The organism is Mesorhizobium sp. M0862 (assembly GCF_040319795.1).
Classification (GTDB): Bacteria; Pseudomonadota; Alphaproteobacteria; order Rhizobiales; family Rhizobiaceae; genus Mesorhizobium.
Genome location: NZ_JAMYOJ010000007.1, coordinates 132,699 through 156,441 on the forward strand (window position 1 = coordinate 132,699; position 23,743 = coordinate 156,441).

The following is a 23,743-nucleotide window of genomic DNA, read 5'->3' on the forward strand; positions in this document are numbered from 1 at the left end:
TCCGCCCACCCATCCCGCTACTCGACGAGCTGAACGGATTGCGTCGCCGGAATGTTCTTCATCCCGAGGCTGGTGCAGTCCTGCTTGATGGTCGTACTGCCGGACCACTGGATGGTGTCGGCGACGACCTGAGTGCAGCCGCCGTTCCCGGAAAAGTTGCCAAGGTAGTTGACCTGCTGCCTGGGGAAATAGATGGCGCCGGTCAAAAGCGAGGCCGCGGTGCCGTTGAAGGTGCTCTGCGCCGCGGTCCCGGTCCTGTCGCCGTAGAACAGCACGCCGGAATAGGCTCCGGAGGTAGGCGCGCTCAGCGTCACCTTGGCGTTGCCGTTCATGCTGACGGTGTTGCTGCCTGCCATGAAGATGGTTACCCCGCTGCCGGCGACGACCGCGTTGGCGTTGACCTTCATACCGCCCTGCACGACGTAGACGCCGGGCTGCAGGGTGACGTTGCCGCTGAGGCTCATGCCGCTACAGTAGGTGCCAGGCTGGAGTGTTTGCGACGTCTTGTTGCCGTTGACATTCTTGCAAGGGTTGCCTGCTGTCGGCGTCGCCAAGCCGGAGAAAGGATCGGCTGCCGGCAAGGCTCGGGTGATGTTGGACTTGCAGACCGTGGTCGCTGGATTGTTCAGCACCATGCCGCCGACCGTGATCAGGCAGTCGGCCTTGAGCACAGCCGAGCCCTGCGTCTTTATGGCGTCCGAGGCAATCGAGTCCGACATGACCGAACAGCCGGTGAGGTTGACGGTGGTGTTGCCGGAAAAGAGCGCAGCCTGGGAGGCCGAGGGACTGAGCGCCAGCACACAAGCCTTGGAGGCGTCATTGATCAGCGCCACCGCCCTTGCCTGTTCGGCAACGGGCGCCTGGTTGAAAATCGCCGTGAAGTAGCGATCGAGATTCTGCTTGACGATGACCTCTACCGCCTTCTTCGCGGTGTTCGGGCCGGACAATGGCGGCGTGTTGACCTGGATCGTGCCCGGCGTGGCAAAATTGTTCGAGGTCGCGGACTGCGTGGCGGCGGCAATGATGGTCGGGTTATCGGAACCCGCGACTTTCTCGAGCGCACCGGCATAGGCCGCGGCATCGGCGACGGCCTGCAGCTTGAGGCTGCTGTAGTACCAGAGGGATGTCTCGACACCGAGGCCGGCGCCGCCGACCACGACCGGCAAGGTGAAGGCAAAGATGACGGCAACGTTACCGTTCGTGGCGCGCGTTGGGCGGCCCAAAGCAAACCAAATCCGGGTGAACGCGTTGGATGCCATATGTATTAGAAACCACGAATAGATAAACGAATGTCTAAAAACTCCATTCCGATTCGACGTAGTCGAACGTGCTAGGCGCAATTGCAGCGACCGCGCATCATCCTGTCGGAGGTACCGCCCCAGAATCGATGAATGCGAAATATGCCGCTATCGCGAACTTTGTTGTCGACCAAGTGACATTTAAATGCCCCCTCTGCGAAGAAGCTATCGAGAAGACAGGGGACACCGCGCTGCCCGGTAAGGGGAAAGATCGGCTCACGCCGCCTCAGGAACTTTGTGCAATCCGTCCGGGGCTGGCTTTGAGGGCCACACGCCCGAAACCAACCACTCCAGCCACGTTCAGTCCGTGAGGCGCCCACGAAACAACGTGGTGCCGTCGGTCAGCTGCGACCTGGAAATATCCCGGAACCCAGCCTCGGTCATCCACGCGCGATACTGACCTTCCGTGTACGATTCGCCTGCGCGATAGAGATTCAGGAAGGTGAGATTGAGAAACACACCCTCAGGCGGGCCGAGACGGTCGTCATCGACGACACCCCACCCCGCAATTGCGATCTCGCCTCCTTGGGTGAGGCAACGCGCCGCGTTCAGGATCGAACTGCGCGCCTGGTCCGGCGGCAGGACCTGGACGACGGCCTTCAGGATTGCCAAGTCATGCCGGCCGGTCGATGGCGCGACCGTTATGTCGCCTTCTTCGACAACCACATCGCCGGCACCGTATTCCGACAGGATCGCTGGTGCGACCGCTGCGACCGTCGGGAGTTCCATCAAAGTCGCCGCAATATGCGGCCATCGCTCGCGAAGTCCGACCAGAATGGTCCCGGCGCCGCCGCCGATGTCGATCACCGAACGGACCGCCGAGAGGTCCAGCTCACGGGCCAGATTCCGGCCGAAAATCACCCCTCCCGGTGCGAGCATGCGGCTGAAGGCCGCTGCGGATTCTGGCCCCGCTTCAGAAAAGTCGTGCAGCGCGGCCGGCCGGTTCTGCCGCAGCGACTCTGCGGTCAAAAGGTCGGCTCCCCAGAGTTCGCGCAGCAGCACATGATCGCCGCCGCGATAGGTCGACTTGGACGCGTCGAGAAACTTCGACGCTTCGGCTCCGTTGCGAAACTGACCATCCTCGACGTCGAGGAGACCGATGCTGGCGAGCGCGTAGAGGAGCCGCGACAGACGAGCGGGCTCGACTTTGAGCGCTGCCCCAAGGCTGTCGGCAGTCGCAGCATCGCCGCCGAGCCGGGTGAAGATGCCAAGGTCCAGCCCGGCACGAAGCGCCAAGGCGGGGGGCACCCCTGCGATCAGCTTGTCGATCCGATCGGAATCCACCATGTCATATCCCGTTGTGCGATCCAGGATCGACTTTGAACAGCTCGGCCAACCTCGTCAAATCAGTTCGCCAGCGCGCCGCTCTCCGCGTCGAGCAGGTTCAGCTTGGCGGTATCGGGTTCGACGTAAAGCGTATCTCCGGGGCCGGCGCTGATCCTACCAGCGCCCGCGACCGTTGTGCGCCGGCCCGGCATACCTCAAAAATCCGGCTGTGATAATGGCTGGTCGCGCCTTCGGACGCTACGCAGGCAAGGCCAGCAGCGCCAGTCCGGCCAGCGCCGAGCCGGCCAATGTCGGCAGCATGCCGATCCTCAGTTTCAGCATGGCGACCATGGCGGCCGCCGCCAGCAGCGCGGCGCGCCAATCCAGCGACGACAGCACCGGTAGCTCCATCCCAAGACCAAAACGGTGCAACGCGCCGAAGACGACATGCAGTGCGAACCACAGCGCAAGGTTCATCACCACGCCGACCACAGCCGCCGTGATCGCACTCAGCGCCGCCGACAGCGCCTTGTTGCCGCGCAGCGCCTCGATGTAGGGGGCACCCAGAAAGATCCAGAAGAAGCACGGCACGAACGTCACCCAGAGCGTCAGCAATGCGCCGAGCGATCCGGCCACAAGCGGTCCCATCGCACCGGCGTGACGATAGGCGGCGACGAAGCCGACGAACTGCAGCACCAGGATCAATGGTCCCGGCGTCGTCTCGGCCAGACCAAGCCCATCGACCATTTCACCCGGCGCCAGCCAGCCGAACGAGGTCACCGCTGCCTGCGCGACATAGGAGAGCGCAGCGTAGGCGCCGCCGAATGTGACCACCGCCATCAGGCTGAAGAAGCCGCCAAGCTGTGCCCAAACACTGGCAGGGCCGGTCAGCGCCAGGATCAGTACGACCGGCCCGAGCCAGATCGGCAGCCAGATCGCGATGGTGCGCGGCGCGTGCCATTTCGTCGGCTTGGTGTGAGCGAGGTCGCCGCGTTCGAACATGACGTCGACGGCGCCCCTGACATCGGGCAAATTGTCCTTGCCGCGTGCGGCTCCGGAAAAACGCGCCGGTGCCAAGCGGTTGCCGATCCAGCCGGTCAGCCCTGCAACCAGGATGATCAGCGGAAACGGCAGCCTGATGACATAAATGGCAAGGAACGCGGCCACCGCGATCGCCACCATCACCCGGTTCTTGAGCGCCCGTTTGCCGATGCGGAGGACCGCCTCGACGACGACGGCCAGCACCGCCGCCTTGATGCCGAAAAACAGCGCCTCGATGACGGGCGCATCATTGTAAAGCACGTAGAAGATGCTGAGGCCCAGCATGACAAACGCACCGGGCAGCACGAACAGGATGCCGGCGACGAGGCCGCCGGCGGTCCGGTGCAGCAGCCAGCCGATATAGATGGCGAGCTGCTGTGCCTCGGGGCCTGGCAGAAGCATGCAGTAGTTGAGCGCATGCAGGAACCGCTGCTCGCCGATCCAGCGGCGATCCTCGACCAATTCCTTGTGCATCAGCGCGATCTGTCCGGCCGGCCCGCCGAAGGAGAGCAGGCCGATCCTTGCCCACAGTTTCGCGGCTTGGCGGAAGGTCGGGACCACCGGAGCCTCGGTAGCCTGTGCATCGTCGTCCGCGGCGAGGGCGCTCATGGCGCTTTGCCCGCGCTGGGCCAATTGTGGGTTTCGTCAGTGGCATCGCGGCACCATCTGAAGAACGCATCGTAGAGCAGCATGCCGGCATCAAGCTGTTCGAGATCGTCGCGGAACATGCGCGACAGCCCGAGCGATGCAGCGAGGAACCCGGCCGCCTGCGGTACGAGATCGAGGCGCGCCGTATCGGCTGCACGCACGATCAGCGCAAGGCGATCGAGCGCTTCGGACCGCAACCCGAACTCTTCGATCATCGTGTCGAAGGTGCAGCGCTCGCCGCGATGGCTCCAGAACACGTCGTCGATGTCGAAGGCAACCGCCCCAAACCGATCGGCGGCCGCCAGCACTTCAGACGGCTCGACAAACAGGAACACCGCCGAGGGATCGACGAAGCGGCGGATCAGCCAGGGACAGGCGATGCGGTCGACCTTGGGGCGGGCACGCGTCACCCAGACCGTGCGGCCCTTGTCGTCGCGGGGCGGTATCTTGTCGGCCTTGAGCAGAAGTCCCTTGGCCGCCTGCCACGCCTCGAAGCCGCCTTCAAGGGATTCGGCAGCAATGCCCCCATGGCGCAGCCATGCGGCAACGCCTTGCGAGAGCTTCAGCCCCTTCTGGCAGATGACGACAGCATGAGCCCCCGTGAACTCGGCCGCCCAGCTCGAAACAGACTTGAAGTCGCGCCGGCACGAGGCCGGAAGCAGCCGCGGATCGGCGTCGTAGTCTTCGTCGATGCGGACATCGACAAGAACAGGCGCGTCGGACAGACCGACAAGGCGGGAAAGCTGCGCTACGGTGATTGCGGTTGTTGACGGCATGGCGTCCACCTCCAGAGTGAGAGTTTGGACGCGATCATTGGGCTGACGCCTCACGGGGTCGTCGCGAAGGAACCCCTTGCCACAATGCTGGATTGATCCTTCGTCTTTGTCAAGGAAAGAGCGGCGCCGGGGGACCGCGCCTACTGCGCCGTCCAGCCGCCATCCATCGGCAAGGTTGTGCCGGTGATCTGTCTGGCTGCGTCAGAGCACAGGAACAGCGTCAGCGCGGCGAGCTCCTCGACGGTGACGAATTCCTTCGTGGGCTGCGCTGCCAGCAGCACGTCGCGCTTGACCTGTTCCTCGGTCATGCCGCGCGCCTTCATCGTGTCGGGGATCTGTTTTTCGACCAGTGGCGTCCAGACATAGCCGGGCGCGATGGCGTTGACGGTGATGCCGTCCTGCGCGACTTCCAGCGCTACCGTCTTGGTCAGACCCGCTATGCCGTGCTTGGCCGAGACGTAAGCCGACTTGAACGGCGAGGCGACCAGTGCATGCGCCGACGCGGTGTTGATGATGCGGCCCCATTTGCGCGCCTTCATGCCGGGCACCACGGCCTTGATCGCGTAAAAGGCGGCAAGCAGATTGATGCGGATGATGGCTTCCCACTTGTCGTCGGGAAACTCCTCGATTGGCGCGACATGCTGTATCCCGGCATTGTTGACCAGAATGTCGAGGCTGCCCAAGGCCTGCTCGGCTTCGCGCACCATGGCGGTCACCGCTGCGCCGTCCATCATGTTGGCGCCGGAGTAGCGGCACTGGACGCCGAAATCCTTCTCGATGCCGGCGCGCTCCTGTTCGATCGCCGCGGCTTCGCCAAGGCCGTTGATCGTGACGTTGGAGCCCTCGGCGGCAAGGGCGCGGGCAATGGCCAGGCCAATGCCGCTGGTCGATCCGGTGACGAGCGCATTCTTCGAAGAAAGGGAACCCATGGAGATCTCGCGACTGTTAGGAGGACTACAAAGGCACATAGTTTGTGCGCCACAACATGACAACGCCATAACCATAGGTCGGCGCCATCACAGCCCTAAAACGCGCTTTGCCGGCCTCGCCGAGCGCCGTCTCAAGGCTGACACGGCAGTGTTATGGTGCGGCGCAACATAGTCGGCCGCGCATTCGCGCAGTCATTCCTGAACCATCGATCCAACGAATCAGGGGGGCTGTAGCTTGAAATCGCCGATGTCGTGATGCGTGGCTATGCCATGCCGCTCACCAACCGTCCTTTCCGCCCGGCCCGTATCGCTTCTTCGACCCGACGCCTTGAGCTATCCCGCAATCTCCAGCAGGGCCGATACCAGCAAGCGGCGTTCGTCGGCGGAAAGCACGTCGGAATCGAAGAGGTTCATGCTGCGCAGCCCTTCGATGGCCAGAAAGCAGACCAGCAGCGTCTTCAGGTCCGGCGTCTCGCTCTTCAGCCGCTGCAGCAGCTGCGACTTGAAGGCTTTTATCGGCGTCAGGAAATCCGGATCCTCGGCGATCGCCGAGAATATCCACGAAGCCGTCGGCTTCGGCTCCTCGCAATCATCCGCCGAGAGCCGGATATAGGTGGCGAGCAGGTTCTCACCGCTGGCGCCGGCGACACGGCCCGATTCCAGCGCCAGCTCGAACGCGCGCAGGTAATTCTCCACCAGGCCCTGCATCAGTTTGGCCTTGGTCGGAAAGTTATATAACAGGCCGCCTTTTGACACGCCGGCGCGGCTGGCGACGGCGTCAAGCGACAGGCTGCCGGGACCGGCCTCACGTGCGACATCGGCGGCGGCGGCGAGTATCTTGTCGCGCGAATTTGCCCTTTGGGTCTTCATCGATCCCTTCCCCCGCACCAGCCTAGGCGGAATTGACAAGACCGTCCAGACGGTACAGTAAGTTCGCCGTCATTTGTAATCGGGACCTGGCGTCGATAAGTGTCCCGCTATTCGGCTATTTTGCCGGAAACCGGCCGAGGGGACAGTTCGTGAAGCGCTTCATCTCTATCACCGCAATTCTGCTTCTGCTCGCTCTGGTGTGCGTCGGCGTTGTCGGCTTCAACCTGTTCCGCGACAACGCTATCAAACAGTATTTCGCCACCATGAAGCCGCCGGCGACGACCGTATCGACGGTTGTCGTCAAGCCTTCCGACTGGACGCCGGGCGTCGAGGCGATCGGCACGGTACGCGCCGTGCGCGGTGTCGACCTTACCGTCGAGACCAGCGGCATCGTCAAGGACATCCTTTTCCACGCCAACCAGAAGGTGCCTGTCGATTCGGTCCTGCTGCAGCTCGACGATGCCGTCGAACGCGCGGATCTCGTCGCGGCCAAGGCGCAGTCCGTGTCCGACAAGACGGCGCTCGAACGCGCGCTGGAACTGCAGCGGCGCGGCGTCGGAACGGATGCCACGCTCGACACCGCTCAAGCCGCTGCATCGGCCTCCGCCGCGCAGGTCAACAAGCTGCAGGCCGTGCTTGATCAGAAGCAGCTGACGGCGCCTTTCGCCGGCACCGTGGGCATCCCCAAGATCGACCTCGGCCAATATCTCTCGCCCGGCAACGCAGTGGTGACCTTGCAGGATCTGGACACCATGCGGGTCGATTTCTCGGTACCCGAACAGCAGCTGCCGCTGCTCAAGATAGGCCAGGCCGTGCGGCTCGGCCTCGGCGGCACCGGCGGCGGCGCCGACATGCCGTTTGCCGGCTCCATTCGCGGCATCGATCCCAAGATCGACGCTTCAAGCCGCCTGGTGTCCGTGCGCGGCGAGGTCGCCAACCCCGACGGCAAGCTGACGCCCGGCCAGTTCGTCCAGGTTCGCGTCGAGCTGCCGCAGGAGAAAAACATTCTGTCCTTGCCGCAGACGGCATTGACGTCGAGCCTCTATGGCGACTTCGTCTTCGTCGTCGTTCCGGCGAAGCCGGCGGAAGGCGCCCCAGCCGCGAAACCCGAGGAAAAGCCTGCTGCAGGGGCCGACGCGGCAAAGCCGGCGGCAGATGCAAAGCCGGCCGGCGCGAAACCGGCTGCCGAAGACGCCGCGGCGAAGCCCGCGGACAAGCCGGCTGTCGACCCCGCGAAGCCCGCGGCAGAACCGGAAAAGCCGGCGCTCGTGCTGTCGCAGGTGTTCGTCAAGCCCGGCCGCCGCAACGACGGCATGGTCGAGATCATCGAGGGCATCAAGGCCGGGGACGAGGTCGTCACCGCCGGTCAGAACCGTCTCTTCAACGGCATGTCCGTCGCTGTCGACAACACCATTGATCCCAGCAAGTCGGCTAACCAGCAGGCTCAGCAATGAACTTTTCCGACATCTTCATTCGCCGGCCGGTCCTCTCCACCGTCCTCGCCTGCATGATCCTGCTCCTCGGGTTCCAGGGCATCTTCAACCTGTCGATCCGGCAGTATCCCAAGGTTGACGAGACGGCGATCACCATCACCACCGCCTATCCCGGCGCCAGCGCCGACCTGATCCAGGGCTTCATCTCCGCCCCGATCGCGCGGGCCGTCGCCTCGACCGAGAACATCGACTACGTCACCTCGTCCAGCCGGCCGTCTTCGAGCACTGTGGTCGTCCAGATGAAGCTCGGCTCCAATCCGGATGTCGCGCTGACCGAGGTCCTGTCGAAAGTGCAGGGCGTACGCGGCACCTTGCCGGATGCATCCAAGGACCCGGTCATCGTCAAGGGCACCGGCCAAGAGTTCGCGATGATGTACATCTCGATGCAGAATCCGAACATGAGCAAGGAGCAGCTCACCGAATATATCGAGCGTGTCGTGCGGCCCCGCATGTCGACGGTCGAAGGTGTCGCCGACGTGCAGATCTTCGGCGCCGAGGAATATTCGATGCGGGTCTGGATCGACCCGGTCAAGCTTGCTGCGCGTGGCGTCACCGCCGCCGAAGTGCTGGCGGCGATCAACAACTCCAACTTCCTGTCGGCGCCCGGCAACACCGAGAACGAATATGTCGTCTCCTCGATCACGGTTCGCTCGACGCTGCAGACGCCTGAGGCCTTTGCCGAGCTTCCGCTGCGCTCGACGGACGGCCAGGTGGTGCGCTTGCGCGACGTGGCGCGAGTCGAGCTTGCCGCCGAGAGCACCGACACGAGGGTGAGCTTCAATGGCAAGCCCGGCACCTTCCTCGCCATCTTCCCGACGCCGGCCGCCAACCCGCTGACAACGGCGGAGGCGATCCACAAGATCGTGCCTTTAATTCAAGAGACGCTGCCGAAAGGCATGACCATCGAAATCGTCTACGATTCCACCGAACAGATCAGCGCCTCGATCGATGAAGTGTTCAAGACCATCGCCGAAGCCGTCGCCATCGTCGTCGTGGTCATCCTGTTGTTCCTCGGCTCATTCCGCTCGGTGATGATGCCGATCGTGACCATCCCGCTGTCGCTGGTCGGCGTCTGCTTCCTTTTGTTTGCGGTCGGCTATTCGATCAACCTTCTGTCGCTGCTGGCCATGGTGCTGGCCATCGGCCTTGTCGTCGACGACGCTATCGTGGTGGTGGAGAACATCCATCGCCACATGGAGGAGGACCACATGTCGCCGATGCAGGCGGCCTTCAACGGCATGCGCGAGATTTTCTCCGCCATCGTGGCCATGACCATCACGCTCGCCGCCGTGTTCGCGCCGCTGGCCTTCACCGGCGGCCTGACCGGTGCGCTGTTCCGCGAGTTCGCGGTGACGCTCGCAGGTTCGGTGGTGCTGTCCGGCCTCATAGCCGTCACCATCACGCCGATGATGGCGGCGCGTCTGCTCAAGGCGGGATCGCACAGTCGCTTCCAGCGCGTCGTCGACGGAACCTTCAGCCGTGTCGAGCATGTCTATGAGCGGGCGGTAACCGCCTCCTTGAGAAATCGACCGGTGACGCTGCTGATGGTCGTGGCGCTGGTTGCGCTCACCGGCTTCATGTTCACCAAGACCTCGAGCGAACTGGCGCCGGAAGAGGACCAGGGCTTCCTGTTGTCGATCGTGACGGCACCGCGCTACGCGACCTCGGACTACACCGAGACCTACGTCAACCAGATCCTCGGCTTGGTGAAGGACATTCCCGAAACCAGGGCGCAATTCTCCGCCGTTGCCTTTGGCGGCGCCACCAACGGCGCCTTTGTCGGCTTCGCCTTCAAGGATTGGGCCGAGCGCCAGCGCAACTCAAAGGAGCTTCAATCCGATATCCAGGGACGCCTCGGCAAGGTGGCCGGCGTCGAGGCCTTCGTCTTCGCGCCGCCGACGCTGCCGGGCTCCGGCGGCGGCCTGCCGATCTCCATGGTGGTGCGCTCGACCGGTGGTTCCGCCGAGGTCTACGAGGCGGCCGAGCAGATTAAGAACAAGGCGCAGGCCTCCGGCCGCTTCATCGTCGTGCAAAACTCGATGTCCTTTGACGCTCCGCAGGTGACGGTGACCATCGACCGCGACCGCGCGGCGGCTCTCAACCTGCCGATCGCCGACATCGGCCAGACGCTGACGCTGCTGGTCGGCGGCGCCGAAGTGGCTCAGTTCGACCGCGATTCCAACAGCTACGACATCATCCCGCAGGTGCCGAAGGAATTCCGCGACAATCCCGAGAAGCTCGGCGAATATTTCGTGCGTAGCGTGACCGGCGAAATGGTGCCGCTTTCAGCGGTAGTGAAGATTTCGACCAACGCCGCGCCGGCCGCGATCGAGCAGTTCAACCAGCTGAACTCGGCGACGATATCAGCGCTGCCGCTTCCCGGCGTCACCACGGGCGACGGGCTGCAGACCCTGGAGAACCTTGCCAAGGAGAGCCTGCCCGATACCTTCTTCATCGATTATTCCGGCCAGTCCCGGCAGGAGAAGGAGCAAGGCAACACGATCCTTATCGCGTTCGCAGCCGCCGTAATCGTCATCTATCTGGTGCTGGCGGCGCAGTTCGAAAGCTTCCGCGACCCGCTGATCATCATGATGGCGGTGCCACTGTCGATCTTTGGCGCCATCGTGCCGCTCAATCTGGGGCTTGGAACGCTCAATATCTACACGCAGGTCGGCCTGATCACACTGATAGGTCTGATCACCAAGCACGGCATTCTTCTGGTCGAGTTCGCCAACCAGCAGCGCGAGTTGCATGGCATGAGGCGGCGCGATGCGATCGTCGCCTCGGCCAAGGTGCGCTTGCGGCCGATCCTGATGACGACAGCGGCGATGGCGCTCGGCGTCGTGCCGCTGATCGTGTCCAGTGGTGCTGGTGCGGCGGCGCGCTATTCGATGGGCCTCGTAATCTTCACCGGCATCCTGGTCGGAACCATGTTCACCCTGTTCGTGGTGCCGATGTTCTACACCTTCATCGCCAGCAAGGACCTGCCGCACCACGCCGAAAAGCCAGACCCGAAGCTGATGCCGGTGCACGCGGACTGAGCGCGAACGGCGTCAGCGAACAAACGAAAAGAGGCCGGAAATTTCCGGCCTCTTTTTTTGACTGGATTGATTTACCGCGAAGCCCCGATGGAGCTCCAAGGCGGGAACTTGCGGTGCGGCATGACCTGTCCGGCTGCGCTGCACCATCGCTCCAAACGCAGTCTGCTACTTGACGATGACGATGCTGGTGTTGGTCGGGCCGAAGGTTTCGACCAACTGGTAGAAGTCGGCGGCATTGTCGGGATGCAGCCGCACGCAGCCATGCGACGCCGGCCGTCCCAGCCGCTTGATGGCGTTGGTCGCATGCACGGCGTAGCCGCCGCTGAAGAAGACCGAGTGCGGCATCGGCGCGTTGTCGTATTTCTTCGAATGCCACATCTCGTGCATGCGGGTCGGCTTGAACGAGCCGGTCGGCGTGACATGCGCACTGTCGCCGGTCGAGACCTTCCAGGCGAAAGTCGGCCGGCCATCGACCAGCACTTCCATGGTCTGCTGCGACAGCGAAACTCGCGCGACGATCTGGTTTGCCGCGGCATGGGCGGTGCTGTTGGCAGCGCCAAGCAGAAGCGCGGCGCCGGCAGCGGCGGCGGCGACGTTGATGAGTTTGGCGGAAATGGCTTTGTACATGATGGCTCCCCTTTGCCGGCCCGGCCGGCGTCAATTCGATGGCCGCTTATCCCTGCGTCATGTTTCAGGCTGATTTCGATCGACGCTCGTTTGTGTTTCGAATCTGTTTCCTCGGGTTAACAAGCAAGGTGGACAACAAGGAGCGTGCTCCCGTCTTCGCTGCGCACTCCCGATCACGCACCGCGCCCCCAAACGAAAGTGCTGATGTCCTTATATGAAAGAAGATCGGCTTCGCTCGAAACCGACTTGCAACAAAGCGCGGCCTGGGCGGCATGATCTGGTTACAGGCTCGCGGCACAGTCATCCCAACGAGAACAGCCGGCGCCAACGAAAATGAGCATCAAATCGACCACCCTGTCCTGGTACTTCAGGATAAGCATCGCCGCATTTGTCGTCGGCGGCATCGGCACAGTAGCCGGCACCCCGATGACGAAACTGGCGGTGATGAATTCGGGTGAGATTTCGACGCTGCATGCCGCGCTGTTCATAGCCTTGGTCTGGATTGTCTCCAGTCTGCGCATCAACCGTCTCAGGGCCCTCTGGCGGGTCGGCCTCGGGTTGAAGTGGATGCGCGGCCCCTCCGGCAACTTGCTGCCGAGAGGACCGAAGGCCCGCGTCGCAACGGGGGGCTCCGTGGGCGACGCGGGCACTTCGGGTTTATCCTGAAGCACCCGCGGTTCTGATTTTTGGGGACAACCGATGAAGACGAAATCTGCAGCCTCCGTGCTTTCGGTACTGCTCTATGCACAAGGCCTGCTCGGCTTTGCCGGTCTCGCCACGGTTCTTCTGAAGGACCGCGCGCATGCCGCCAGCGAAATCGTAGTCGCCAGCGAATTGCCGTCGGGACCATCGCTTCTGGTGGTGCGCTGACGCCTATGCATGGCGCCCAAGATTGCGCAGCTTTTTTGGGCGAGCCGAGGAACAATCCAGCCTCCCAACCCTCAGTCGGCGCGCTGCGTCGGCGGGTCGAACCGGTAGCCTGCGCCGCGTATAGTTGTGATGGTTTCGGTGTCGAGTTTGCGGCGCAGCCGCACGATGCGCGAATCGATCGAGCGGTCGAAGGCATCGGCATTTTCGGCGGGCGCCGCCGCAATGATGTCGTCGCGCGTCAGCACCTTGCGCGGGCTGGCCAGAAACAGCCTGAGCAGCGCCACCTGGCCCGGCGACAGCTGTTCTTCCGTACCCGAACGGTGCATGACGATGGCCGACCGCAAATCGACGGTGGCATTTTCCAGCACGATCAGTTCCTGGGCGGACCTGCCGCGCCGCGTCAGCAGGCCGCCGATGCGCGCGGCAAGCTCCCTGACATTGAGCGGACTTTCGACGACATCTGCGGCGCCAAGCTCGAGCGCCAGCACCTTGTCGACCAGATCGGCCGGCCGGCAGATCAGGATGAAATCCGGCCCCGCCTTCCCGTCCGCGCTCTGGCCGCCGCCATAACGCCTGAGCAGGTCCCGCCCCTCCGCCTGGCTGAGGCTGTCGCCGACGATGACGATATCGATGCCTCCGGCCGAAAGCAGGGATTCAGCTTCCCAGGGCTGCCGCGCCTCGCGCACGTCATGGCCGCGCCGGTCGAGATGATCGGCAAGATCGCCGGCCACCACATCGGCGACGGAAACCAGCGCGATGACGGATCGTGCAGCCATGTTTTTCTTCCCGTTCCCCCGCAACCGGATATGAGTGCTGGACATCATGTTTATACCCAATCTACTTTCCGCTGAAAGCGGGAGCGAGGCCATAGTGCGGGCACGGATTGTCATCGTCGAGGACGAGCCCGATCTCCGGGACGCGGTCGCCGAGTATCTCGGCGCCAACGGCTACGATGTGACCCAGGCCGGAAGCGCGGCCGAGGCGCGCGCCTTGCTGGAGACGGAATCGTTTCATTTGGCCATTCTCGACATCGCCATGCCGGGCGAGGACGGACTGTCGCTCGGCCGCTGGCTGCGCTCGAAAATACCGGTCGGCATCATCTATGCCACGGCTGCCGGCACCGCACTCGACCGCATTGTCGGGCTGGAGCTTGGCGCCGACGACTACATCGTCAAGCCCTACGAGTTGCGTGAGGTGCTGGCTCGTGTGCGCAGCGTGCTGCGCCGCGTTCCGCAGCCGAGCCCGCCCCAGGCGGCGAAAGCACAAGCCGAGGGCGGCCGCCGCCTGACCTTCGGCCCGTTCCAGGCCGACCTAGACGGCAGGCTTGTCACCGGCGCCAACGGCGCCGTCATCGACATGGCCAAGAGCGAGTTCGATGTGCTGGAGGTTTTCCTGACCCGCGCCAACCGGCTGTTGACGCGATCGGCGATCTCCGAGGCGATTGGTTTTGTTGAGGATCCTGAATCGTCGCGCGCCGTCGACATTCGCATCATGCGGCTGCGCAAGAAGATCGAAACCGATCCGGCCAATCCGAAATTTTTGCGCACAGTGCGCGGCGAAGGCTATATCTTCTCGCTGCCGACCGGTGACGGGCACTAGCGCAATTACAGGAAAAGTGTAGGCGGTTTTCCGCCCGGAATTGCGTGAAAACAAAGAGATAGAGGCTTCTCCGTTTCCGTGAAACGGTGAACGCTTCAGCAATTCCAGGAACAGTGCGTAGCGATTTTCCGTTCGGGATTGCATTGAAACATGGAGCGTTTCACCTTTTTCGTGAAATGCTCCATAGCTGCCTAATTCGACGGCCCTTTACTGATGGCTGACATGACCGCTGAACCAGCACCACGCATGGACCCGCAAGGCGCTCGCCAGAGCGCCGCGATGGCGGCTGTGCGCGTCGTCCGCCGGTTGCGCGATGCCGGCGACTGGCAGCGCGAGATGGAAACCATCCTCGAAACGCTCTGCAGCGCCATGAATTGCCAGCGCGGCATCCTGTTCAGGCTGCGCGAATTGCCCGGCCAGGGCTTCGCCCAATCGGTCGCCGCCTACTGGATCGATCCTCGCTTCGGCGGCGAACTGGCTTCGCCGACGGTGATCATGCAGTCGATCGTCGATACCGATCCGCTGCTGGAGCGGATTGGAGAGGACGAGCGGCAAGGCAAGATCTTCGCCGGCCATACGCGCGATCTCGACGGGTTCCTCAGGGCCGATTTCGAAAAGCAGCACATCAAGTCGTTCCTGTCGGTATCGGTGTTCGCGCACGGTCATCTGTGGGGCACGTTCGCGGTCAATGACTGCCTAAACGAGCGCGAATGGACCGAAGAGGAAGAGGCGACGATGCACATCATCGCGCTCGCCATCGGCGACGCCATCGAGCACTCGCCGTCCGACGCCCATGCCAGCGAAGTCATCCGCCGCACCATGCTGCAGGCGTCGCTCGACGCCATCATCGTCATCGACGAGACCGGCTCGATCATCGAATTCAATCCGGCCGCCGAAAAGATGTTCGGCTATCAGCGCAGCGACATCCTCGGCAAGGACCTGCTCGATACCGTGGTGCCGGAATATTACCGCAAGGGCTATGTCTCGGGCGCCGAATACATGTCTGGCCGCGGCGCGCCGATGGTTGGCCAGCGGCTTGAGACCGTGACACAGAATGCGGCCGGCGAGGTGTTTCCCATCGAATTGACGGCGACCGAGATGCGGGTGGCCGACCGTCAGCTCATCTTCGGTTCGATCCGCGATCTGCGCGATAAGCTGCGCGCCGAAGAAGAGATCAACCGCCAGCGCGAAAAACTGCACCAGAACGAGAAGATGGCGGCGATGGGTTCGCTGCTGGCCGGTGTTTCGCACGAGCTCAACAACCCGCTCGCCGTGGTCGTTGCGCAGTCGACGCTGCTGCATGAATTCGCCACCGACCCGCAGACCAAGGTTCGCGCCGAGAAAGTGCGCGCCGCCGCCGAGCGCTGCGGCCGCATCGTCAAAAGCTTCCTGTCGATGGTGCGCCTGCATCCGGCGGCGCAGGCCGAGACCGATCTCAACCAGGTGATCCGCGCCGCACTCGAAGTAACCGCCTATGGCGCACGCTCGAGCGGCATCATCATCGACACCGATTTCGCGCCCGGCCCGCTGCTGGCGATGGCCGATGCCGACCACGTCACGCAGGTGGCCGCCAATTTCCTGATCAACAGCCAACACGCTCTGGCCGGTATCGGCGGCGACCGCCTGATCAAGGTGCGGACATTCCGCAGCGATCGCGGCAACCCCGGGTTTTCGGTCGAGGACAACGGACCGGGCATTCCCGAGGCGATCCGCAGCCGCATCTTCGAATCCTATTTCACCACCAAGCCGGTCGGCGTCGGCACCGGCATCGGCCTGTCGATCTCGAAATCGATCGTCGAGCGCCACAACGGCAATATCTGGTTCGAGGAGGTGCTGCCGCGCGGCGCGCGCTTCGTCGTCCAGCTGCCGGTAATCACCGGCGGCGCGGCAGCAGCCGGCGACAGCCCGGCTCGTTCCAGCGGCTTGCGCCATGCGCTGATCATCGACGACGAACCCGACGTCGCCGGCTCCCTCTCCGACATCCTGGAACTGATGGGTATCAAGTCGCGGGTTGTGCCGGCCTGGACGTCGGCGGCGGCGACCTTGACCGGCCACATGCCGCCAGACATCGTTTTTTCCGACTTGCGCATGCCCGGCACCAGCGGCATTGCCATCTACCGCGAATTGCTCGCCGACAACCTGGCGCTGGCCAAACGCTTCGTGCTGGTCACCGGCGACCTGATCGGCGCCAAGGCCGAGATCGAAGCCTTGCCGGCGCCGCAGCGCCCGCAAATCCTGGAAAAGCCGTTCTCGACGCTGGACGTCCGCGGCGTACTCTCGGCAATAGCCGACCAGGTCGCCGCCGCCGGCTAAGTTTTCGGAAGCACCCACGTAGGGTCTATCGAGATTCGGGTCAGGCCGAGTCGAGAATGGTGGTTCCCGAGAACTGGAGCGGAGCGTACTTGAAGTACGCGAGCACCGGAAGCGCAGGGAACCTCCACGCGCAGGGCGGCCTCATCCGAATATCGATAGGCCCTAAAAAAGAGGCTCCCGACCGAGGGAAGCGGCGGGAGCCAAGAACGAGCGCGGGAGGAAGCGCTCGGGAGGTTCAGAAAACGTTGGGTGTCGTGGTCAGCGGCGCTGCGTTGGCGATCATGCGGACGGAACGCGCCTTGTGCACGCCGGACTGGGCGGCGATGACGCACAGGCACTCCGCGCTCTCGGCGCCCCAGGCCTGACCCTGGCAGGCAAAATCGATTTCCGGCTCCGGCAGCCGGGCGGTCTTGATGGTGGTCGGCGCGCCCTGGACAACATTGGCCGGCGGGTTGAGCGAAGCAAAAGCCGGACCGGAAGCCGGTGTCAGGAACATGACGGCCAGAGCGCAGGCGCCCAGCATGGAGAACATCGCAACCGGATGGTCGCTGGCGCGCTGACGCAGTGCCAGTTTGGCGCGTCGTTCGTTGCTAGTGATCTCGACTTTCGTATGCATTGCTGCTCCCCTTCGTTTTCTTATGAAACGAACCTAAGCGCGCCTGGTAACGGGCGAATGATGCGCTTGGCTTGCCCGCGTAACAGGTTTGAAACAAGAAATTCGGGCATATCCGGACAGATCCGGTCATGTGCCGACGGCAAGATGCGTTTGCGAAGCTGTTTCATGCGGGCAATCAAATGTTGACGACAGGCGGGCCGCGAACGGACCAAGCCCGCTTCCTGTCGGCCGCACTATGAACAAGCTCACACTGCGGATCGAATTTGCGGGACGCCAGGTATTTTTCGTCTCGGAGCGGGCCGTGTTTGCAAGCTCGGCACGGCCAAATCCGCATGCCGGACAGCTATTTCACGACCCCGGTTAACGCCCGGATATTCCGGGATTTTCTGGCTTTCAGCCGGCCCTGTTGTGCCGACTTGAAAAGTTCAGATTTCTACAAGCCATTGCATTTCAATGCAAAATATGGTTTTATTGAATGAGTATTCAATAAAAGAAGAGCTTTTTTATGAACCCGCATCTCCGTGACGTGGCGATCCCCAATGATTGGGACCGGCGGGGTCTGCCGGGCTGGAGTTATCACTCCGACGCGCTTCTCGAACTTGAGAAGGAATACGTCTTCCGCAACCATTGGCAGATCGCCGGCCATGTCTGCGACGTGCCGAATGCCGGCGACTATCTGACTATGGACGTGGTCGGCGAGCGGGCGCTCATCGTGCGCGGCAAGGACGGCGTCGTGCGCGCCTTCAACAACATGTGCCGGCATCGCGGCAGCCGCGTCGTCGCCGACAGCCAGGGCACCTGCAAGAACGCGCTAGTCTGCCCGTTCCATGGCTGGGTCTACAATCTCGACGGCACGCTGCGCGGCGCCGCCCGGCCGCGCTCCTTCCCCGAGCTCGACAAGACCGAATTCGGCCTGATGCCGCTCGACCTTGAGATATGGATGGGCTTCATCTTTGTCCGCTTTCGCAAGGGCGGCCCGCAGCCTTCGGTGGCCGAACTGTTGAAGCCGATCGAGGCCGAGATGGCACACTACAACGTGGCCGAGATGGTGCCGTCCTGGGGCATCTGGACACAGAAAACGCCGGTCAACTGGAAGTCGGTGCGCGACGTCGACAATGAAGGCTACCACGTCGCCATGGCGCATCCGGCGCTGCAGGATCTCTACGGCTCGACCTATTTCGACGAGCCGTTCATCAACGGCGTGTCGCGCTCGTTTGCCACCTACAATCCGCATGCCGGCCGGCGCTGGAGCGTGCGCGAATACATCAAGCTCACGCCCGATGCCTCACACCTGCCGGAGCATCTGCGCAGGGCCTGGATCTATTACGGCATCTTCCCCAACAACGCGCTGTCGATCATGCCGGAATCGGTGCAGTTCTATCAGGAGTTCCCGCTGTCGACCGGCGAGACGCTGCTGCGCGGCGCCATCTACCGCTACCCCGACGAGACCCGGGAACAGGCGGCCGCCCGCTATCTCGCCTACCGCATCGACCGCGATACCATGAACGAGGACGTGCAGCTTTCCGTCTGGTCAAACGAGTCCATGATCTCGGAGGCCTTCGAGGGTTTTTATCTCTCCGACCTCGAATACGGTGTGCGCACCCACCACGACCATCTGCGCAAGCAGATCCCGGTGCTGGGCCTGGAGACGGCGCCGGAGGAGAAGGACATGTGGAACCTCAATGAGGCTATGCGCTCGCAGGTGTAGGGGCGGAACTGCCAGTCACCCCTGCCACACGCCCTCTTTGCGCAGATCATCCATGGTCCGCGAAATGCCTTCGCGCAGGATCGCCACCATGTCGTCGATCTGCTCTCGCGTGATGATCAGCGGCGGCGACATCACGCACATGTTGATCAGCGGCCGGACCAGGAGGCCGAGTTCGTGGCAATGCGCGTCGATGCGCTTGCCGACATCCTTGTCGAGCTGCAGCGGATCCTTGCTTTCGCGGTCGGCTACGCACTCGACGCAGCCCATCAGGCCCATGCCGCGGACTTCGCCAACCAGCGGCAGTTCCTCCAGCGTCTTCAACTGCGCCTGGAAATAGGGCGCGACATCGCGCGTGTGGGCCAGCACGCTGTCTTCCAGGATATCGAGGTTCTTCAGCGCCACCGCGCAGCCGATGGGATGACTGGTATAGGTCAGGCCATGGCCGAACATCGCATCGGGATGGTTGGAACGGCGCATTTCCTGAAGCAGCCGCTCCGAGATGATGACGCCGCCAAGCGGGAAATAGCCTGATGTAACGCCCTTGGCGAAGGTGATCATGTCGGGGTCGATGCCGAAGCCATCGCCGGAGGCAAAGACATGGCCGAGCCGCCCGAAGCCGGTCACCACCTCATCGGAGATATAGAGGATATCGTTGTCCCTGCAGATTTCGCGAATGCGCTTGAGATAGCCATCCGGCGGCACGACGACGCCGCCGGATGCCTGCACCGGTTCGCCGACGAAAGCACCGATCTTCTCTGCGCCGACGCGGGCGACCGTATCGCGAAACTGATCGACCAGGAAATCGCAGAAGGCGGCGATGTCAATGCCTTTCGGCCGCCGGAACGGGTCTGGCGAGGACAGTTTGACGACCAGATCGTCGGCGCCGTCCATCCAGTCGCGGTCGCGCGGCCGGCCGTTGAGCGAGGCCGACAGATAGGTCGAGCCGTGATAGGCGCCGCCGCGGCTGAGGATCAGCTTCTTTTCCGGCCGCCCGCGCACATTGTTGTAGAACTGCATGAAGCGCAGTGCCGTCTCGACAGCCGACGATCCGCCGGTGGTGAAGAAGGTATGGCTGAGATCGCCCGGCGCATGATCGGCGAGGCGCTTGGCGAGCTCGGCCGACGGCGCATTCATCGTATACCAGGGCGTGTTGTAGGACAGCATCATCGCCTGGTCGTACATCACCCTGGCCAGCTCCTCGCGGCGGTGGCCGACATTGATGCACCACATGCCGGCCGGCCCGTCGATCAGTCGCTTGCCTGTTACATCGGTGATGTAGATGCCATCGCCCTCGCCAATCAGCGCACGCGCTTCATTGCCGACCGAGCCGGCATAAGGCCAGGGCTGGATGAGATGGCGCTTGGCCAGCTCGACCGCATCGCCACCGTCAGCCATTTCCATCGCTCTTAGGTCTCTTGCAGCCGCCATCATTGCCTCGCATCGTCTGAGCGTAATTTTCACCGGACAGAACATGAAGCGCCAAGGGCAGGAAAGCCGGCTTTCTTCACTCCATTTTGAATGTCCGTTCAATCAATATTACAGAAATAGCGCTTGATTTCAATGCACGGATGCGCTCATGATGAAAGAAAGCCGGCAAGCTTGGAGCTCGGCCAGCAAAGCGCGCTCCGCAAAAATTGGGAACAGGCAGCCGGCCCGGTCGAAGGGAGCATCATGGCGGAACAGTTCGAGCCAGCAACCGAGATCACGCCCGGGTCGCTGCAATGACGGTAGCTGCCGAAGGGGTGCCCACGCGGCGCATGACGCGAGCAAGGCGAAACGCCCTTCTGCAGTCCGAGTCCGTCCAGGGCCTTGCCCTGATCAGCCCGACCTTGGTCTACGCTTTGATCCTGCTGCTGGTGCCGATCCTGGTGGTCTTCGCCCACTCCTTCTGGACGCAGAACTACCTCACCATCGACCATACATTCACGCTGGAGAATTATCGCATCGCGCTGACCGAGCCGATCTACCGCGATCTGCTCTGGCGCTCGCTCTACATTTCGCTGACGGTGAGCTTTTTCACCGTCATCCTCGCCTATCCGATCGCCTATTTCATCTCGTTCCATGGCGGTCGCCACAAGAGCCTGTGGCTGTTCCTGATTACCATCCCGTTCTGGACCAGCTATCTCCTGCGCGTGATGTCATGGAAAGTCATCCTCGGCTATAATGGCGTGCTGAATTCCGGCCTGATGGGCCTCGGCATCATCGACGAACCATCGACCGCGCTACTCTACAATTCCAGCGCCGTCATCATCACGCTCACACACGCCTGGGCGGCCTTCGCCATCCTGCCGATCTTCGTTTCGCTCGAGAAGGTCGACCGCACCTTGGTCGAGGCTGCCACCGATCTTGGCGACGGCCCGCTGCGCTCCTTCCTGCGCGTGACGCTGCCGCTGTCGGCGCCGGGCGTCATCTCGGCCGCTCTCATCGTCATGATCCCCACCGTCGGCGACTACGTCACCCCAAGGCTGGTCGGCGGCAAGGATGGCGTGATGATCGCCAATGCCATCGAGTCGCAGTTCCATAAGGCCTCCAACTGGCCACTCGGCGCGGCACTGTCCGTGACCACCATGCTGGTCGTGACGCTGATGGCGGGCGCCACCGTGCTCATCATCCGCGCGCTGCAGAGGCTGGCGCGATGACGGCGAGGCGGCGCCTTTTTCCCGGCGGCTGGCTGTCCGCCTACGCCTTCCTCTACGTCGTCTTTCTCTATCTGCCGGTGATCTTCCTGCCGATCTTCTCGATCAACACCGCGCCGACGCCGAAATTTCCTCTCACCGGCTATACGCTGAAATGGTACCAAGACCTGCCGAAGACGCCGGCGCTGCTTGACGCCGCCTGGAACAGCCTGATCGTCGGTATCTCGGCATCGGTGCTGGCGACGCTGCTCGGCATCCTCGCCGCCCGCTCGATCACCCGCTACCGCTATCCCGGCCGCCGCACAATCAATGGCCTGATCATGGCGCCGCTGGTGCTGCCGGAAATCATCCTCGCCATCTCCATGCTGCTGGTCATGCTGCAACTGGGCTTAAGCCTTTCGCTGTTCACCGTCGTACTCGGCCATGTCCTGATCTGCATTCCCTATTCGATGACGGTGCTGACCGCCGGTTTCGAGGGCTTCGACCGCAGCCTCGAAGAAGCCTCCGCCGATCTCGGCGAGAGTGCCTTCGGCACCTTCCGGCGGGTGACGCTACCGATGGTGGCGCCGGCGATCATTTCCAGCCTCCTGGTCTGCTTCACCATCTCGCTCGACGAGTTCGTCATCGCTTTCTTCCTGACCGGCACCGAGACGACGCTGCCGATCTATATCTGGGGCCAGTTGCGCTTTGCCGCCAAGCTGCCGGGTGTGTTGGCGCTGGGCACGCTGCTGCTGGTTGCCTCTTTCGTTTTGATGACCGTTGCCGAGATCCTGCGCCGCCATGCGGCCAGACGCACCCAGAGCGAGGGAGGCCTCTATGCCTGAGCAGTCCCGGGCCGAACGGCCTCAGGATGAGCCATCCAAGCAAGATAATTCCGAGCGGGCCCAATCTGATCGACCCCAAACCGACCGGGCAATGATCGAAATCCGCAGCGTTACCCGCAGCTATGGGGCGTTCAAGGCGCTCGACGACGCCTCGCTGACCATCAAGGAGGGCGAGTTCTTTTCGCTGCTCGGCCCTTCCGGCTGCGGCAAGACCACGCTGCTGCGCATGATTGCCGGTTTCGACAACCCGACCAGCGGCTCGATCTCGGTCGGCGGCCAGTCGATGGAAGGCATCCCGGCCAACCGCCGGCCGACCAACATGGTATTCCAGAGTTATGCCATCTTCCCGCATCTCAATGTCGAGCAGAATGTCGCCTATGGGCTGAAACGGCTCAGGCTGGGAGGAACGGAAGAAAAGCGCCGCGTCGAGGAAGCGCTGGCGCAGGTGTCGCTCACCGGCCTCGGCAAACGCCTCGCCACCGAGCTTTCCGGCGGCCAGCGCCAGCGCGTGGCGCTCGCCCGCGCCTTGGTGATGCGGCCCAAGGTGCTGCTGCTCGACGAGCCGCTGTCGGCACTCGACAAGAAATTGCGCGAGCAGATGCAGGTCGAACTGCGCCGCCTGCAGCAGGCGGTCGGCATCACCTTCGTGCTGGTCACCCATGACCAGTATGAGGCGCTCGCTATGTCCGACCGCATCGCCGTAATGTTCGGCGGCAAGATCGCCCAGGTCGCCTCGCCCAAGGAAATCTACCAGCGGCCGGTCAACCGCCAGGTCGCCGATTTCCTCGGCGGCATGAATTTCGTAAAAGCGCAGATCGTCGAGGAGAGCAGCGCCTCGCTGGTCGTCGACACGCTGGGCTTCGGCCGGGTCAGGACCGACAAGCCGAAGGCCTTCGTGCGCAATGGCGGCGGCGCCACTCTGGGCATCAGGCCGGAGCGATTGCGCGTGCTGTGGGACAATGCGACGGCGAAATTCGAAGTGGCCGGCAAGGTGGTCGAACGCCACTATTTTGGCGAGATCACCCACCTGATCGTCGAGATACCCGGATTGGAAAAGCCACTGTCGGTCACCGAGACCAACGACTTCGGCGCCGACGATATCCCCGTCGGCACTTCGATCCGCCTCGGCTACGATCCCGAGGCCCTGGTGGCGATGGCGGACTGAGCATGATCCCGAAAAGTGGGAAC

The 23,743-nt window shown here is 63.0% G+C and carries 20 protein-coding genes; 10 read left to right on the top strand and 10 right to left on the bottom strand.

The window, feature by feature from the left end; all coding sequences use genetic code 11:
* Positions 1 to 17 precede the first annotated feature (17 nt).
* From NKI15_RS13150 to NKI15_RS13175, 6 genes are all read right to left on the bottom strand, one after another.
* Positions 18 to 1,223, bottom strand: coding sequence for a pilus assembly protein TadG-related protein (locus NKI15_RS13150; RefSeq protein ID WP_460221833.1), 1,206 nt, complete (start codon positions 1,221 to 1,223; stop codon positions 18 to 20).
* A 375-nt stretch (positions 1,224 to 1,598) separates the two neighbouring features.
* Entirely contained in the window at positions 1,599 to 2,585 is a 987-nt protein-coding gene (locus NKI15_RS13155; protein WP_352514780.1) for a methyltransferase, read from the bottom strand.
* A 237-nt stretch (positions 2,586 to 2,822) separates the two neighbouring features.
* Positions 2,823 to 4,214 carry a chromate efflux transporter gene (chrA, locus tag NKI15_RS13160; protein ID WP_023690134.1) on the bottom strand — a complete coding sequence of 464 codons (1,392 nt, stop codon included), beginning with the start codon at positions 4,212 to 4,214 and terminating at the stop codon, positions 2,823 to 2,825.
* Positions 4,211 to 5,029: a chromate resistance protein ChrB domain-containing protein gene (locus NKI15_RS13165; protein ID WP_352886198.1), complete on the bottom strand. Its 819-nt coding sequence runs from the start codon at positions 5,027 to 5,029 to the stop codon at positions 4,211 to 4,213. Before NKI15_RS13165 ends, chrA begins: the two co-directional genes overlap by 4 nt.
* Before the next feature lie 140 nt (positions 5,030 to 5,169).
* Positions 5,170 to 5,958: a 3-hydroxybutyrate dehydrogenase gene (locus tag NKI15_RS13170; protein WP_023824981.1), complete on the bottom strand. Its 789-nt coding sequence runs from the start codon at positions 5,956 to 5,958 to the stop codon at positions 5,170 to 5,172.
* 333 nt (positions 5,959 to 6,291) lie between these two features.
* Positions 6,292 to 6,828: a TetR/AcrR family transcriptional regulator gene (locus tag NKI15_RS13175; protein ID WP_023824982.1), complete on the bottom strand. Its 537-nt coding sequence runs from the start codon at positions 6,826 to 6,828 to the stop codon at positions 6,292 to 6,294.
* A gap of 149 nt (positions 6,829 to 6,977) precedes the next feature.
* On the opposite strand from NKI15_RS13175, the gene NKI15_RS13180 reads away from it, so the two are divergent.
* Both NKI15_RS13180 and NKI15_RS13185 read left to right on the top strand, forming a co-directional pair.
* The gene (locus NKI15_RS13180; RefSeq protein WP_023735209.1) at positions 6,978 to 8,282 is read left to right on the top strand and encodes an efflux RND transporter periplasmic adaptor subunit; all 1,305 of its coding nucleotides are present in this window, start codon (positions 6,978 to 6,980) and stop codon (positions 8,280 to 8,282) included.
* The gene (locus NKI15_RS13185; RefSeq protein WP_352514781.1) at positions 8,279 to 11,362 is read left to right on the top strand and encodes an efflux RND transporter permease subunit; all 3,084 of its coding nucleotides are present in this window, start codon (positions 8,279 to 8,281) and stop codon (positions 11,360 to 11,362) included. The genes NKI15_RS13180 and NKI15_RS13185 overlap by 4 nt, the downstream gene beginning before the upstream one ends.
* Before the next feature lie 165 nt (positions 11,363 to 11,527).
* Here the strand turns inward: NKI15_RS13185 and NKI15_RS13190 are convergent, their stop codons facing one another.
* Positions 11,528 to 11,989, bottom strand: a complete 462-nt coding sequence (locus tag NKI15_RS13190; protein WP_023730774.1) for a L,D-transpeptidase — start codon at positions 11,987 to 11,989, stop codon at positions 11,528 to 11,530.
* A gap of 333 nt (positions 11,990 to 12,322) precedes the next feature.
* On the opposite strand from NKI15_RS13190, the gene NKI15_RS13195 reads away from it, so the two are divergent.
* The gene (locus tag NKI15_RS13195) at positions 12,323 to 12,655 is read left to right on the top strand and encodes a hypothetical protein (RefSeq protein ID WP_023713277.1); all 333 of its coding nucleotides are present in this window, start codon (positions 12,323 to 12,325) and stop codon (positions 12,653 to 12,655) included.
* 33 nt (positions 12,656 to 12,688) lie between these two features.
* Positions 12,689 to 12,859 carry a hypothetical protein gene (locus tag NKI15_RS13200; RefSeq protein WP_023670062.1) on the top strand — a complete coding sequence of 57 codons (171 nt, stop codon included), beginning with the start codon at positions 12,689 to 12,691 and terminating at the stop codon, positions 12,857 to 12,859.
* Positions 12,860 to 12,930: 71 nt separating this feature from the next.
* Here NKI15_RS13200 and NKI15_RS13205 read toward each other — a convergent pair whose 3' ends face one another.
* On the bottom strand, positions 12,931 to 13,635 hold the full coding sequence (locus NKI15_RS13205; protein WP_023670063.1) for a response regulator transcription factor: 705 nt from the start codon (positions 13,633 to 13,635) through the stop codon (positions 12,931 to 12,933).
* A 46-nt stretch (positions 13,636 to 13,681) separates the two neighbouring features.
* Between NKI15_RS13205 and NKI15_RS13210 the strand changes: the two genes are divergently transcribed.
* Positions 13,682 to 14,458: a response regulator gene (locus tag NKI15_RS13210; RefSeq protein ID WP_352514782.1), complete on the top strand. Its 777-nt coding sequence runs from the start codon at positions 13,682 to 13,684 to the stop codon at positions 14,456 to 14,458.
* Between the two features lie 222 nt (positions 14,459 to 14,680).
* Positions 14,681 to 16,771 (top strand): hybrid sensor histidine kinase/response regulator, encoded by a 2,091-nt coding sequence (locus NKI15_RS13215; protein WP_023670065.1) that lies wholly within the window; start codon positions 14,681 to 14,683, stop codon positions 16,769 to 16,771.
* A gap of 235 nt (positions 16,772 to 17,006) precedes the next feature.
* Here NKI15_RS13215 and NKI15_RS13220 read toward each other — a convergent pair whose 3' ends face one another.
* Entirely contained in the window at positions 17,007 to 17,387 is a 381-nt protein-coding gene (locus NKI15_RS13220; RefSeq protein WP_352514783.1) for a hypothetical protein, read from the bottom strand.
* Positions 17,388 to 17,892: 505 nt separating this feature from the next.
* Between NKI15_RS13220 and NKI15_RS13225 the strand changes: the two genes are divergently transcribed.
* Positions 17,893 to 19,095 carry an aromatic ring-hydroxylating oxygenase subunit alpha gene (locus NKI15_RS13225; protein WP_023696407.1) on the top strand — a complete coding sequence of 401 codons (1,203 nt, stop codon included), beginning with the start codon at positions 17,893 to 17,895 and terminating at the stop codon, positions 19,093 to 19,095.
* 15 nt (positions 19,096 to 19,110) lie between these two features.
* On the opposite strand, the gene NKI15_RS13230 is transcribed toward NKI15_RS13225, so the two are convergent.
* Positions 19,111 to 20,523 (bottom strand): aminotransferase, encoded by a 1,413-nt coding sequence (locus NKI15_RS13230; RefSeq protein WP_023670068.1) that lies wholly within the window; start codon positions 20,521 to 20,523, stop codon positions 19,111 to 19,113.
* 293 nt (positions 20,524 to 20,816) lie between these two features.
* Here NKI15_RS13230 and NKI15_RS13235 point away from each other — a divergent pair, with 293 nt between their 5' ends.
* From NKI15_RS13235 to NKI15_RS13245, 3 genes are all read left to right on the top strand, one after another.
* Positions 20,817 to 21,734 (top strand): ABC transporter permease, encoded by a 918-nt coding sequence (locus tag NKI15_RS13235; protein WP_023701363.1) that lies wholly within the window; start codon positions 20,817 to 20,819, stop codon positions 21,732 to 21,734.
* Positions 21,731 to 22,555 (top strand): ABC transporter permease, encoded by an 825-nt coding sequence (locus NKI15_RS13240; RefSeq protein ID WP_023670071.1) that lies wholly within the window; start codon positions 21,731 to 21,733, stop codon positions 22,553 to 22,555. Before NKI15_RS13235 ends, NKI15_RS13240 begins: the two co-directional genes overlap by 4 nt.
* A 91-nt stretch (positions 22,556 to 22,646) precedes the next feature.
* A complete protein-coding gene (locus NKI15_RS13245; RefSeq protein ID WP_023696411.1) occupies positions 22,647 to 23,720 on the top strand; it encodes an ABC transporter ATP-binding protein in 1,074 nt (357 codons plus the stop codon).
* Positions 23,721 to 23,743 lie beyond the last annotated feature (23 nt).

Bases quoted from the DNA above. Each gene is read 5' to 3' on its own strand.
- NKI15_RS13245 (WP_023696411.1), top strand. From the start codon at position 22,647: ATGATCGAAATCCGCAGCGTTACCCGCAGCTATGGGGCGTTCAAGGCG.
- NKI15_RS13230 (WP_023670068.1), bottom strand. From the start codon at position 20,523: ATGGCGGCTGCAAGAGACCTAAGAGCGATGGAAATGGCTGACGGTGGC.
- NKI15_RS13240 (WP_023670071.1), top strand. From the start codon at position 21,731: ATGACGGCGAGGCGGCGCCTTTTTCCCGGCGGCTGGCTGTCCGCCTAC.
- NKI15_RS13155 (WP_352514780.1), bottom strand. From the start codon at position 2,585: ATGGTGGATTCCGATCGGATCGACAAGCTGATCGCAGGGGTGCCCCCC.
- NKI15_RS13225 (WP_023696407.1), top strand. From the start codon at position 17,893: ATGAACCCGCATCTCCGTGACGTGGCGATCCCCAATGATTGGGACCGG.
- NKI15_RS13215 (WP_023670065.1), top strand. From the start codon at position 14,681: ATGACCGCTGAACCAGCACCACGCATGGACCCGCAAGGCGCTCGCCAG.
- NKI15_RS13165 (WP_352886198.1), bottom strand. From the start codon at position 5,029: ATGCCGTCAACAACCGCAATCACCGTAGCGCAGCTTTCCCGCCTTGTC.
- NKI15_RS13200 (WP_023670062.1), top strand. From the start codon at position 12,689: ATGAAGACGAAATCTGCAGCCTCCGTGCTTTCGGTACTGCTCTATGCA.
- NKI15_RS13220 (WP_352514783.1), bottom strand. From the start codon at position 17,387: ATGCATACGAAAGTCGAGATCACTAGCAACGAACGACGCGCCAAACTG.
- chrA (WP_023690134.1), bottom strand. From the start codon at position 4,214: ATGAGCGCCCTCGCCGCGGACGACGATGCACAGGCTACCGAGGCTCCG.
- NKI15_RS13185 (WP_352514781.1), top strand. From the start codon at position 8,279: ATGAACTTTTCCGACATCTTCATTCGCCGGCCGGTCCTCTCCACCGTC.
- NKI15_RS13210 (WP_352514782.1), top strand. From the start codon at position 13,682: ATGTTTATACCCAATCTACTTTCCGCTGAAAGCGGGAGCGAGGCCATA.
- NKI15_RS13170 (WP_023824981.1), bottom strand. From the start codon at position 5,958: ATGGGTTCCCTTTCTTCGAAGAATGCGCTCGTCACCGGATCGACCAGC.
- NKI15_RS13235 (WP_023701363.1), top strand. From the start codon at position 20,817: ATGACGGTAGCTGCCGAAGGGGTGCCCACGCGGCGCATGACGCGAGCA.
- NKI15_RS13190 (WP_023730774.1), bottom strand. From the start codon at position 11,989: ATGTACAAAGCCATTTCCGCCAAACTCATCAACGTCGCCGCCGCCGCT.
- NKI15_RS13195 (WP_023713277.1), top strand. From the start codon at position 12,323: ATGAGCATCAAATCGACCACCCTGTCCTGGTACTTCAGGATAAGCATC.
- NKI15_RS13205 (WP_023670063.1), bottom strand. From the start codon at position 13,635: ATGGCTGCACGATCCGTCATCGCGCTGGTTTCCGTCGCCGATGTGGTG.
- NKI15_RS13175 (WP_023824982.1), bottom strand. From the start codon at position 6,828: ATGAAGACCCAAAGGGCAAATTCGCGCGACAAGATACTCGCCGCCGCC.